The organism is Proteus hauseri (genome assembly GCF_040139125.1).
Lineage (GTDB): Bacteria > Pseudomonadota > Gammaproteobacteria > Enterobacterales > Enterobacteriaceae > Proteus > Proteus hauseri_B.
In genome coordinates, this window is the sequence record NZ_JBEEUB010000002.1 from 484,304 (window position 1) to 497,244 (window position 12,941).

A 12,941-nucleotide genomic window follows, 5' to 3' on the forward strand; every position below is an offset into this window, starting at 1 on the left:
TGATGTTTGCAAATTTAAGAAGGTAATCAGCAAGTCGAGTAGACTAATATATTGATAGAATGACTTCTCAAAGGTTGATCACACTGTGGGTAAGATTAATACCAGATTGAAAAAAATATTCATTAGTTTATTTTCAATTAATCGGATTTATTTGATATTTAGTATAAATCATCGCCATTAAGATAGTTTGTTGCTTATATTTTAATCGTGTGAAACTAAATAAGAATAAACAATAAAAAGTATAATAAAAACTTTCTTGTAATATGACTCATTGATTATAGAAAGAAAATTTTCGTTATAATAAGAATATATACTCTTATAACAAACAGATGTTAATAATTATTTAATAGGCACCCCAATATTGTATCTTTAACACTCATAATATAATTATTCATTTATTTTAAATAAGTATTTAATTATTTGGGAATATACCATGAGTAAATAACAAAAAAACGCGCTTAATAAAGTGCGTTTTTTTGTCTCAAGAAAAGAGTGGAAGAAAATTAAACTGTGATAGGAGCTAGTTCATTTTTAACAGAATGGAAACGACGCTTGAAATAGATAAGGCCATTACCATCTTCGCGAACTGAGATATGTTTAATTTCTGCCATATAAACAAAATGAGTGCCGACTTGTCGCACATCATAAATATCTCCCTCAAGAGTGGCGAGTGCATTTTCTAAAATGGGCTGCTGTAATTGCCCATTTTGCCATCCTGGTTGAGTAAAACGATCTGCCATTGTAAGCCCTGTCATTCCGGCAAAATGACAAGCCATCTCTTCTTGTTCGTGATTTAAGATATTGATGCTTAATTTGCCATTTTCTTGAAATACGGTGTTCATTTGACTTTTACTGTTGATGCAAACCATAACAGTAGGTGGGTTATCAGTTACTGAACATACCGCAGTGGCGGTTAAACCACAGCATCCTGCATCGCCATTTGTTGCAACGATATTGACAGCTGCGCCTAAGCTTGCCATCGCATCGCGAAAAAGTGGGTTAGCCTGTTTTTCCTCAGACATTTTTTACTCCTACTACCAGACTTCTCGTCTGTGGGCGTCTTCACTTAAAATAATCACTAATTAGGTAACAGACCAAGGGCAAGTTATCTAATTACGAACGCTAAACAAAGTTGCACAAATTATGATGGTTTCTTTGTTGCGTCAGTTTAAAGCCGTAACGCTACCGCGCATGAACCAAGATAGCAATCTTTCTTTGTTACAACTTGTTAACTTTATCTCAAAAAGCGGTGAGACAACCTTATCGCTAGTGCTGATTATTCATAATTTATTGCGCTAGGAATAGCTAAATTTAGATATCGATAAGAAAAATAACACGAATTGCCAAGCTTTGATTAAGGCGTAATGCCGTGGGATTAGGGGAATTAGCGATTAAATGATAAGAGTCATCAATTGCAAGATAAATGAAAAATTGCAAAAATTGAGTCAAGTTTATTTATTTGTTAATATGAATAATTGTAAAAAATAGTTTATTCTTAGAATATAGTTCATTTTGTAAATCATAAATAGCGGTACTTTTTCACTGTCTATATTAAGCGATTTTTCATCATTTCACCTATAACACTTATAAAGAGATTCTTGATTATGCATGAATCATTAACTATCGCGCTATTACAAGCTCGGGAATCAGCGATGGGTTTTTTTCGCCCCGTTCTTAAAGCGCATAATTTGACAGAACAGCAGTGGCGGATTATTCGAGTACTTGCAGATAAGCGTTCTATCGATTTTCATGAATTAGCGCAAAAAGCCTGTATTTTGCGACCTAGCCTTACTGGAATTCTGATCCGAATGGAAAGGGATGAGCTTATTTGCCGATTAAAACCAGTGAGTGACCAACGTAAGTTGTTTGTTTCCCTCTCCGTCAATGGTCAAAACTTATACGATAAAATTCAGCCTAAAATTGATGAAGGCTACCAATTATTAGAACAAAAATTCTCAACTGAAAAGTTACAGTGCTTATCTGGGTTATTAAAAGAGTTAATTGCGCTGAATACAGAAAATATGGATACCCCAGAAAAATAGTTCTAGTTAAAACTGGCAATAACATCAGCAATGACTGACCGCTATTTTTATTTGGTGAACATCAAAGTATTTGACTTGAAGGTGATAATTCAAGGATAAAAGAGTGTCTGAACGCAATATTCAAGGACGAGAGAGAGAAAGAAAGTACAGTGGTTGCAACAAATGTGATGACAATTTTTCAGAGCCGAAATGCGGGTTATGTCATTTCGGCTCAATTAATCTTAATCGGTACTTTTATTGCTTACCTAACACATGCAAGAAGTGAATGTGTTTTTCATATTGGTCAAGAATATCATGAATGATCTGCTCTTTTGTCCAGCCCATCACATCATAATCTTGCCCACCTTCTTTTAAATGAATTTCCGCACGATAATATTTATGCTCTTCATCTTTTTCTTCATCGCTTAAACCGGTTAAAGCAAATGCGGGTTGAGTATAAAATCGTAAGCGTACTTCATAGAAAAAGTTCAAGTCATCACCTAAATCGACTTCAAACCCAATACGACTTTCATCGCTATTTTCAATATGACATTGAATACCTTGTTTGCTTAATTCGGCAGAGACCATTTCCATTGAAGGGTGAACGACTTCATCCACAAAACGTTTTACATGGGAACGTTTTGGAAAATAGGCGATATTTCTTAAACGGCGCTGCCAAGGAATAGGATTACGGCTTGCTTGTGGTGCAATTGTCGCAAGTTGTTGGCTGTCACGTTTATGTACATCAATACGTAATGCTTTTATTAATCCATAAATAGAAGCAAGCAGAACGATAGAAAAAGGCAATGCACTGGCAATTGTGACAGTTTGTAGTGAGCTTAATCCCCCCGCTAACAATAAAGTGATTGCTGAAATACCCATTAATGCTGCCCAAAAAATACGTTGCCATACCGGTGTTTCGCTGTCTCCACCAGAGGCTAAGGTATCCACAACCATAGCTCCCGAGTCAGCAGAGGTAACAAAAAACACAATGACCATCAGCATGGCAAAAAAGGATAAAACAGATGAGAATGGAAAATAGTTTAAGAATTCAAATAAGGCTAAGGAGACATCTTGTTGCACAATATTGGCGAGAGCCTCGGCACCTTTATCTTTTATTAAATGGATTGCGGTATTACCAAATACTGTCATCCAAAGTAAAGTAAAGCCAGCGGGAACAAACAGGACACCGACAACAAATTCACGGATAGTTCGACCACGAGATATTCGAGCGATAAACATACCAACAAAAGGAGACCATGAAAGCCACCACCCCCAATAAAGCAGTGTCCATCCTCCTAACCAATCGCTAGATTTCGGTTCATAAGCATAAAGATTAAAGGTTTTACTCACAATCTCAGATAAATATCCCCCGGTATTTTCAACAAAAGATTTTAATATCAATACAGTTGGACCGAGGATAATCACTAATAAAAGAAGAATAACGGCTAAACCTAAGTTGAGTTCGGATAAAAAGCGGATCCCTTTTTCTAATCCAGAAACAACAGAAATAGTTGCAAGACCGGTTATTACAACAATTAGAATGACTTGAACGGTTGGATTAATAGGAACATCAAAAAGGTGATTTAAACCCGCATTAACTTGTAAAACACCAAAACCTAGAGATGTTGCTACGCCAAATACCGTTCCCATAACAGCAAAAATATCCACGGCATGACCAATAGGACCATGTATACGATCACCAATAATAGGATAAAGTGCTGAACGTAGTGTTAATGGCAAACCATGACGATAAGAGAAGAAAGCTAAAATTAACGCAACAATGGCGTAAATTGCCCAAGCGTGTAGTCCCCAGTGGAAAAAGGTTAATCGCATGGCTTCTTTTGCCGCTTCTATGGTTTGAGCTTCTCCAGTAGGAGGCATTAAATAATGCATTACCGGTTCTGCAACACCAAAAAACATTAAGCCAATGCCCATACCCGCAGAAAACAGCATGGCAAACCAAGCAAAGTAACTAAAATGAGGGCGAGCATGGTCAGGTCCTAGCTTTATTTCACCAAAACGGGAAAGCCCCAAATAAGTCACACTCAGCAAAATCAATGCAACGGCAAGAATATAAAACCAACTTGCATTAGTGAAGAGATTTTCCTGAAGATGACTTAGCTTATCATTTGCTAAATCAGGGAAGAGTGCTGAGAATCCAACAACAAGTAGAATTAATATTGCTGATGTGTAAAAAACAGGAGGATTAATTTTCATCCTAACTTTTGTCGGTATTACATCGTTTTGTTGACTCATAACTAACCTATTTTTGTTATTTTTCTTAGAAAGAGACTTTTCGCTATCTCTTTTCTGATTTTTTGTATCAAGCACCAGAAAAAGAAAAGTTCATAAGAAAATTTGAATAAAACATCAGATAAGATTGAAGTTTTATAAAAGGACGGATATAAATTACTTTTTCCGCAAGATGAAGAATATTGCAATTAAATCAATGTGTTAATTATTTGTGATGGCAAGTCTTTCGACAATTTAATAGGTTTCTCCTGTTGAAAAAAGGAGAACATGGTTACATTTTTTGCTTAATCGATCAACCCCAGCTGTTTTTTTGCACAAAAAAAGCCAGTTTAAAGTAACTGGCTTTTGTAACATCAAAATTTCTGAAATTAGATTATTTATTTTCAGCTTTCAAATCAGCAATTTTTTGTTTTGCTTGATCGGTTAGTTCGTCAGCTTTATCTAATGCTTTCTTTTCTGCATCTTGAGCTTGTTGTTTTAGCTCGTCACTTGTTTTTGCTGCGTCTTCTTTTAGTTGGTCTACTTTTTTATCTGCATCTTGTGATAAGTTTTCAGCGGTGGTCGTTGCATCTTGTTTTAAATCAGCTGCTTTTTCAGATAATTTATTACTTTCAGCATCTAAGCTTTGTTTTATTTCATCCGCTTTTGCTGAAGCTGAATCTTTTAATTCATCTGCTTTTTGAGAGACACTCTCTTTTAATGCATCTGTTTTTTCATCAGTCTGAGATTTTAACTCGTCAGCTTTTTGCTGAGCTTTATCTTTAAGCTCTTGAGCTTGTTCTGTTAATTCATCTGCTTTAGCTGAGGCATCTTCTTTTAAGTCAGCAGCCTTTTCTTTTGCTTGTTCAGTTAGCTCATTCGCTTTATCTTGCGCTGTTTCGCTAACTTGGGTGGCTGTTTCTTTTGCTTTATCGATACTCTCATCTACTTTTTTAGAAGAATCATCACAACCTGCTGTAATGGTAACAAGACCTGCTAGAATTAAAGAAGCCAATAGTTTTTTATTCATTTTTATCTCCAGAGTATGTATCCAAAACAATTAGGTAATATCTCGTTTAACGTAAGAAAAATACGAGAATCCATAAGTTGATATTAAGAGACTATCTTAAAGTGATAATAATAAGTATAGCTATACTCTTAAAATCAACAAGGCTAAGTATATTAAGTGTTTATTCTTAGTCAAATCTAATAAAGAACATAATGATTTTTCTGGGATTTTCATCAGTAAATATTTTTTGTTTTATAATCATAAATAGCAATTTTTAAAAAGTGAGCATCTAATGGAGTATTATTTTCTTGTCATTATTAAGTTTATTATCGGGTTTACAATTATATTAGCTCATATGAATTTATCAGGAAAAACGCAGCTTTCACAGCTAACACCTATTGATTTCATTGGTAATTTTGTCTTGGGTGGGATTATGGGAGGGGTTATCTACACTGATGCTATTCCGCTATATCAATATGTAACCGTTTTTCTTATTGGTGTCTGTTTTATCTCCTTTCTAAATTATATTAGTAAAACATTTAATTTTTTCCGAGCAGTGGCAATAGGTAATCCTATTCCGATTATTAAGAAAGGAGAGTTTATTATGGAAAATATCACCGAGAAGAAGAATAAAATTGATATTCTTAATATTACTTCTCGACTTCATGCACAAGGAATTCATTCTTTTCAAGAAGTTAACTATGCACAAATTGAACCTGATGGGCAAATAACCGTAGTGTGCGATGGTGCACAAATGCCATCTTTAATTGTGATGAAAGATGGTGTGATCCGGGCTTCAGAATTAGAGCAAATAGATAAAGATGAAGCCTGGTTAAAAGAAGAGATGACAAGACAAAATATTCAAAAACCAGAAGATGTCTTTTTAGCTGAATTTTGGGATGGAAAAGTGAATTTTATTTTACAAGATGGCAAGATAAAGCGAACCAAAATGACTTCTTTAGAAGAGAAGTAGTTACCATATAGATCGCTTATTTTAATTTCTTTCTTCTATATGGTTTTAGGTTGCTTCAATATAGAAGAAAGAGGGCGCTACAATTTAAAAATAGCAAAGTCAGAAGCAAGCTCGGTATTTTCAAACACTTGGTGACATTCTGCTAACAGTTCAGGTGTGTCTTCAGGTAAATAACGGCTACTGATATGCGTAATAATAAGCTTTTTGCTATTAGCCGCTTTTGCTAATTCTGCCGCTTGTACTGTGGTTGAATGACCTCGACTATTTGCTTGCTCTGCCATTTCATGTTTAAAGGTGGCTTCATGTACCATAACATCAGTATTATTTGCCAGCGTTAATGCTGATGGTGTGGGTTGAGTATCACCAAATATCGCAATACAACGACCTTTGATTTCAGGACCAATGTAATTTTTTCCATCGACTTTTCTGCCATCGGGTAATGTGACTATTTTCCCTTGTTTTAAATCTTGAAGCCAAGGACCTGATGGAATATTTTCAGCTTTTAGTTTTTCGGCATCTAATTTACCTAAACTATTTTCTTCTTCTAAACGAAAACCAAAACAAGGTACTGGGTGAGACAGTGCTTCACAACTCACTTTGATGCCTTCTTCCTCAAACAGAAAACCCGCTTGGTCTATTTCAACAATATTTATCGGGTATGTCAGATAAGAGTGACTTAAATTCAGTGATGTCTCTATAAATGCTTTAATCCCAGTAGGACCATAAACAGTTAATAGTGTTTCGGTTCCCCCCATTGAACGACTACAGAGTAATCCCGGTAAACCAAAAATATGATCACCATGTAAATGGGTAATAAAAATTTTATTTAAACGCGGTACTTTTACGCGCGTATGCAAAATTTGATGTTGGGTAGCTTCACCACAATCAAACATCCACATACTTTTTTGTTTATTTTGTAAATCAAGCACCATACTGGTGACATTGCGTTCTTTTGAAGGAACGCCGGCATTGGTGCCAAGAAAAGTTAGCTCCATATTTAGATATTATTCTCCGTTTTGAATTTGATCCCAACTTAAATCAAATTTAGCCAGATATTTGCGTAAACGATCGGCATCGTTGGGTTGTTTTTTATTTTGTCTAGATACTGCAAAAAGTTTTCGACCTGCTTCAGAAAGCGTCGAAGATCGTTGGCAAGTATTAATAACCGTATTAAGCTGACTCAGATCGAAAAGATCAAGATCTGATTGATCGAATAAAGGAGGCGAAGAAATTCCCCAATTCTGTTTTAAGCGAGAGATCTCTTCATCAACCAAGGTTTGTGTAATGCGACCATTCTCGGCTAGTGTCGCCATTCTGGTTATACTGGCACTCAGTTCTCTAAAATTGCCGCGCCATATGGCATGTTCTGAAGTTGCAAATTGAATGTAGTGTAATTTTGCATCCCGATTAAAACGAATAGATTTTTGATAGAGTTGAGCAAAATTTTGTAGTTCATATTCGATATTGGGTTCGATATCTTCTTTTCGTTGTGCAAGACTGGGTAAATGAAAAGACCACATATTTATTCGAGCATAGAGATCTTCACGAAAAAGCCCTTGCTCAATTTGCTTATCCATATTGCGGTGTGTACCAGCAATAAGTTGAAAATCACTTTGGACTTCAGTATCTGATCCATAAGGGTAGAAAGATTTCTCTTCTATTGCCTTAAGTAGCATTGCCTGTTCATCTAAACCAAGTTCCGCAATTTCATCAAGAAATAAAATTCCCTGATCAGCCTCTCTTAGCAGTCCTTGGCGAGCTTGTAATGCCCCTGTAAAAGCACCTTTTACATGACCAAATAGTGTGGACATTGCATTATCACCACGTAAAGTTGCACAGTTAACGGCGATAAAACGTCCTTTTACAAAGTGGCGAGATTGACGTAATTGATAAATTCGTTGTGCAAGGAATGATTTACCTGCACCAGTAGGACCTGTGAGCAAAATAGGTGCAAAAGAGCGTAAAGCAACGCGTTCGATTTGTTCTATCAATCTATTAAAGCGTTCATTACGTGTTGCAATACCCGATTTTAAAAAAGATAACGACTCAGTATGATAGTGCTCAAATCGGCTGGTTAATTTGGCATATTGGTTTAAATCAAGGTCGATAACAGCATAGCTACCGATAGCTGATTGGCTTTTTTGCTCATCATTTTCATCTTCAATTTTTGTTGATGGTGAGGTTTGCAATAATTTTGCAGGTAAGTAATGAGCTTCAGTTAACAAGAACCAACAGATCTGAGCAATATGTGTACCTGTTGTGATATGCACATAATATTCTTCATTTTCAGTATCAAAAGGGTAGTTAACAGCAAAATCAAGGAAGTGGCTATAAACCTCTTCTAAATCCCAAGGATCACCGATATCAATTTCATAAGGCAAAACCTGTATGTGAGGAGAGATAACACTAATATCTTCCGTTATGCGACAGGCAAGTGTTGAATCATTTGGTTGGTGGATCATCACCAATTTACTCACTGGAAATGCCGCTTGCTGACAAATTGCAACAGTGGGTCGCCATAAATTCCATCTTTTCTGGCTTTTCCCTCTTTTATCTAATGTTGTCCCTAAAATACCAATCACCACTTTGCGTTTCATCATATCATCCATTCTATTTATCTATATTTATAATCTACTAGATAAAAAGATAAGCTTCTATGGTTATTTTTTAGTTCTATTGATGGCTGTTATTTTGCGATTATTTATTTTTTGATTATTAATCAATGCATTAAAAATATTTTTTTCTTGTTTTAAAAAGTTGGCACGATATTGGCAATATTCTTATCGTCTGAAAACAGATTCTGGATCTGGTAGGCACATAAAGAACAGCGAAAGGTGTTATCTGCATGTGTTCCTTTAAAAATAAGACGCTGATTAGTGAAGCCGGTTATTTTTAGGTTCGATTCCTGACACTAAAACCAATTACACCTCCAAATGTAAATAATAAATTGTTGTGGCGGATGTATAGCCACCTTACTTATCCACCAGCATCTGAGCTGGATTGTTGGCAGAAGAAGAAACAAACAGAGTATCGTTCCTTTTTTCTTTTCCCTTCGGTTTCGCAAAGAAGGCTCGTGGAAAAGTAAGCCCACAATATAAGCAATAAAAACGAACATATAGAAGAAGAGAAAACAAAAATGATAAAAACAACAATAATCGTGAAACAAGGTCAGTTAGCGCTTTTAAAGAAAAAAGATGAATACATAAAAGTGTTAACCGCAGGCGAACATAAATTTATTGATTTTAAGCGTGCGCTAAGTGCGGATGTGTTCGCCTTAAATGGCGCAGCATTAGAGAGTGAAAAAGCAGAATTTTTACGTCAATACTATCCTCAGTGGATTGAAGAGTATGGTTTTGACATTGTGCTATCGGATGAGCAAATAGGGCTTTTATATGAGAATGGTATTCTCAAAGAGATTTTAGCACCCGGAACGCGTCGTTTATATTGGCGTTATGCAGAGCGCGCTCTTGAGATCTTGCCAGCAACAGAGCTAGAAGTGCCAGCAGTGTTACTAAAAAAATTACAACAGCCAAAATTACGCAATCAAATAGTAAAAGGAAGCGATGGGCTATTGAATGTGGATATTCCTGCATGGCATGCCGGCATCATTCGTATTGATGGTGAAATACAATCATTGTTAACTTCAGGGTTAAAAGGGTATTGGCGTTATCAACACAAAATTGATGTTGAAGTGGTCGATATGCGATTGCAATCTTTGGATGTAAGTGGGCAGGAAATTTTAACCAAAGATAAAGTAACGTTGCGTATCAACTTATCCGCCAACTGGCGTTATAGCGATGTATTGCTTGCTTATCAACAACTGAGTTCGCCTCTTGAGTTCTTATATAAAGAGTTGCAGTTTGCTTTGCGTGAAGCAGTAGGAACACGAACACTTGATGAATTACTAGAGAATAAATCACTTATCGATAGCTTAGTGAGTGAAAAGATAGACCAAGTTACCGCTGGATATGGTATTGAAGTTGCGTCTTTAGGGGTAAAAGACATTGTTTTACCCGGAGAAATGAAAACAATTTTAGCGCAGGTTGTCGAAGCAGAAAAATCTGCACAAGCAAATGTTATTCGCCGCCGAGAAGAGACATCAGCAACACGTTCATTATTGAATACGGCAAAAGTAATGGAAAACAACCCTGTAGCATTACGACTTAAAGAGTTGGAAACCGTAGAACGTATTGCCGAAAGAATTGATAGAATTTCCGTTTATGGTGGTTTAGACCAGGTATTAAATGGATTAGTGCAAATCAAAGGAGCACAAGAATGAAACAGGATTACCAATTAGTACAAGCGGTGGGAACTTCAGATATTAAGATGTGGACCAATGGTGTTCCTGTTGAAAAAGATGCGCTAAACCAGCTTATCAATACCGCTAAAATGCCTTTTATTTTTAAACATATGGCGGTTATGCCCGATGTTCACTTAGGAAAAGGCTCAACAATAGGAAGTGTTATTCCAACTAAAGGTGCGATTATTCCCGCTGCGGTTGGCGTCGATATTGGCTGTGGAATGATTGCAGTACGTACATCGTTACACGCAAATGATTTGCCAGATAATTTGTTTGCGATTAGAACCGCGATAGAAAAGGCGGTTCCTCATGGAAGAACAAGTACCCGTTCAGGAAATGACCGTGGTGCTTGGTATCAACCACCTGAAATTGTTGCTCAACACTGGCAACAACTTGAAGGACGTTTTAAAGTCTTAACGGATAAATACCCACGGTTATTGAAAACAAATAACTATCATCATCTTGGTACGTTAGGAACCGGAAATCACTTTATTGAGTTATGTCTTGATGAAGCAGATAACGTTTGGGTAATGCTACATAGCGGATCTCGTGGTGTTGGTAACGCTATCGGAACACTATTTATCCAAATGGCACAAGAGGATATGCGTGAACATCTGGCTAATTTGCCAGACAGAAACCTTGCTTATCTAAAAGAGGGAACTCTTTTTTATGATGACTATATAGAAGCGGTTGAGTGGGCTCAGGATTTTGCTCGTCATAACCGTGAAATTATGATGGAACGTGTACTTGCAGCATTATCATCACAAATTAGTAAGCCATTTTCCACACAACAGCAGGCGGTAAACTGTCACCATAACTATGTGCAAAAAGAGATGCACTTTGGTGAAGAAGTTCTCGTTACCCGAAAAGGTGCTGTTTCAGCTCAAAAAGGGGAGTGGGGGATCATTCCTGGCTCTATGGGGGCTAAAAGTTTTATTGTTCGAGGAAAAGGAAATGCTGAAAGCTTCTGCTCTTGTAGCCACGGCGCAGGGCGAGTGATGAGCAGAACCGCGGCTAAAAAAGCCTTTAGTATTGAAGATCAAATTAGGGCAACAGCGCATGTGGAGTGCCGTAAAGATGAAGATGTGATTGATGAAATCCCGATGGCATATAAAGATATTGATGCAGTAATGAAGGCGCAGTCATCATTAGTCGAGATTGTTCATACATTACGCCAAGTGGTCTGTGTGAAAGGGTAGTTTGTTGATTACATAGATGATTCATAACTATCCCCAAACGATAACGTAGGGGATAGTGTCATATGATAGCGTGTGCATAAGAAACAAATGATAAAAGTGAAATGACTAGTAAATTATTGCCTTACATACCCTTCTTGATTGGTTGAAATTTAAACATTAAATAGTAAATGTTTTTAATGAGTAATCTCTTAATATCAATTTGAATCTATTTAATAATGATAATCCAAAAAAGAGCACTTAATTAATTAATATCTTTATTCCGAAATTATCATTAATAAATTATTAATACCTAGAATACTCACTATTTATTTTTTTATAAAACAATTCCTAATTTACTTAATTATTGCAAAATTACCTTTATTCTTATTGTAAAATAACAGGCTATTATATTTTCTATATTAATTGTTCAAGAATATATTAATCAAATTCCAGTTGTTAAGTTCTTGTTTCCCAGATATTAAAAAAACGTTTTGAATTACTTGCAGTATAGATAACGGTATGTGAAATATTGCGGTGACCTAAATAGTCTTGGATTAGACGGGTATCTCTACCTAAATCAGCGAGTGCATAGCCGCAGGCATGGCGTAGCATGTGGGGATGGGGAATGACGGATACATTAGCTTCTTTACCTAAACGTCTAAGTAAACCATAGACTTGCTGGCGAGAAATAGCGCCTGTTTTTTGGGATAAAAAAACCCATTCTGAGTCTGCTTCTCTCCAGGTTTCTCTTTTTTTCAACCAGTTAACTAACGCTTCATACTCTTCTTCAATAATCGGTTGAGTTGTCGACAATCCACCTTTTAAGCGCCTGACATAGATAATTCTACTTTCTAAATCAATATCACTTAAGGTTAATCGGCACAACTCACTAACACGAAAACCATGCAAAAAACACATTAAAAACATGCAGTAATCTCTTTCTGGATACCTACCTTCTTTGGCTTGCTTCAAAATTGAATTGATCTCAAAACGAGTAAGAAATTTGCGCTGCTTCATTTTTCGTAACCTTTTCAATGAGATAATAGTGAGTAAGAGTCATTTGATGCATCACTATAGCAATTAATATGCATCAATAAAGTGTTGTGTTTTTTTTATACTTGTCATTTTACTTGCTAATTTTAAACAAGTTTATTGAAAGTTTATTTGTTTTTAGAAAAGAGGAGTGTCTGGTTAGACTTATGAAGAGAAGATATGTAGGAAAGAT

The 12,941-nt window shown here is 36.1% G+C and carries 10 protein-coding genes; 4 read left to right on the forward strand and 6 right to left on the reverse strand.

Annotation, left to right across the window (positions count from 1 at the left end; genetic code table 11):
* Window positions 1–503: 503 nt before the first annotated feature.
* The gene (gene hpaC / locus ABN099_RS05190; protein WP_349462614.1) at window positions 504–1,022 is read right to left on the reverse strand and encodes a 4-hydroxyphenylacetate 3-monooxygenase, reductase component; all 519 of its coding nucleotides are present in this window, start codon (window positions 1,020–1,022) and stop codon (window positions 504–506) included.
* A 582-nt stretch (window positions 1,023–1,604) separates the two neighbouring features.
* Between hpaC and hpaR the strand changes: the two genes are divergently transcribed.
* Window positions 1,605–2,042 (forward strand): homoprotocatechuate degradation operon regulator HpaR, encoded by a 438-nt coding sequence (gene hpaR / locus ABN099_RS05195; RefSeq protein WP_349462615.1) that lies wholly within the window; start codon window positions 1,605–1,607, stop codon window positions 2,040–2,042.
* Window positions 2,043–2,276: 234 nt separating this feature from the next.
* On the opposite strand, the gene ABN099_RS05200 is transcribed toward hpaR, so the two are convergent.
* Window positions 2,277–4,280, reverse strand: a complete 2,004-nt coding sequence (locus ABN099_RS05200) for a BCCT family transporter (protein ID WP_349462616.1) — start codon at window positions 4,278–4,280, stop codon at window positions 2,277–2,279.
* A 370-nt stretch (window positions 4,281–4,650) separates the two neighbouring features.
* Entirely contained in the window at window positions 4,651–5,286 is a 636-nt protein-coding gene (locus tag ABN099_RS05205; RefSeq protein ID WP_349462617.1) for a hypothetical protein, read from the reverse strand.
* 271 nt (window positions 5,287–5,557) lie between these two features.
* Here ABN099_RS05205 and ABN099_RS05210 point away from each other — a divergent pair, with 271 nt between their 5' ends.
* Entirely contained in the window at window positions 5,558–6,238 is a 681-nt protein-coding gene (locus ABN099_RS05210) for a DUF421 domain-containing protein (protein ID WP_349462618.1), read from the forward strand.
* Between the two features lie 77 nt (window positions 6,239–6,315).
* Here ABN099_RS05210 and rnz read toward each other — a convergent pair whose 3' ends face one another.
* Both rnz and rtcR read right to left on the reverse strand, forming a co-directional pair.
* Window positions 6,316–7,233, reverse strand: a complete 918-nt coding sequence (gene rnz / locus ABN099_RS05215) for a ribonuclease Z (RefSeq protein WP_349462619.1) — start codon at window positions 7,231–7,233, stop codon at window positions 6,316–6,318.
* 9 nt (window positions 7,234–7,242) lie between these two features.
* Window positions 7,243–8,838 (reverse strand): RNA repair transcriptional activator RtcR, encoded by a 1,596-nt coding sequence (gene rtcR / locus ABN099_RS05220; RefSeq protein WP_349462620.1) that lies wholly within the window; start codon window positions 8,836–8,838, stop codon window positions 7,243–7,245.
* A gap of 539 nt (window positions 8,839–9,377) precedes the next feature.
* Here rtcR and ABN099_RS05225 point away from each other — a divergent pair.
* On the forward strand, window positions 9,378–10,517 hold the full coding sequence (locus ABN099_RS05225) for a slipin family protein (RefSeq protein WP_349462724.1): 1,140 nt from the start codon (window positions 9,378–9,380) through the stop codon (window positions 10,515–10,517).
* Window positions 10,514–11,737: an RtcB family protein gene (locus ABN099_RS05230; protein ID WP_349462621.1), complete on the forward strand. Its 1,224-nt coding sequence runs from the start codon at window positions 10,514–10,516 to the stop codon at window positions 11,735–11,737. Before ABN099_RS05225 ends, ABN099_RS05230 begins: the two co-directional genes overlap by 4 nt.
* Window positions 11,738–12,172: 435 nt before the next feature.
* Here the strand turns inward: ABN099_RS05230 and mrpI are convergent, their stop codons facing one another.
* Window positions 12,173–12,733: a phase variation DNA invertase MrpI gene (gene mrpI / locus ABN099_RS05235; protein ID WP_349462622.1), complete on the reverse strand. Its 561-nt coding sequence runs from the start codon at window positions 12,731–12,733 to the stop codon at window positions 12,173–12,175.
* Between the last annotated feature and the right edge of the window lie 208 nt (window positions 12,734–12,941).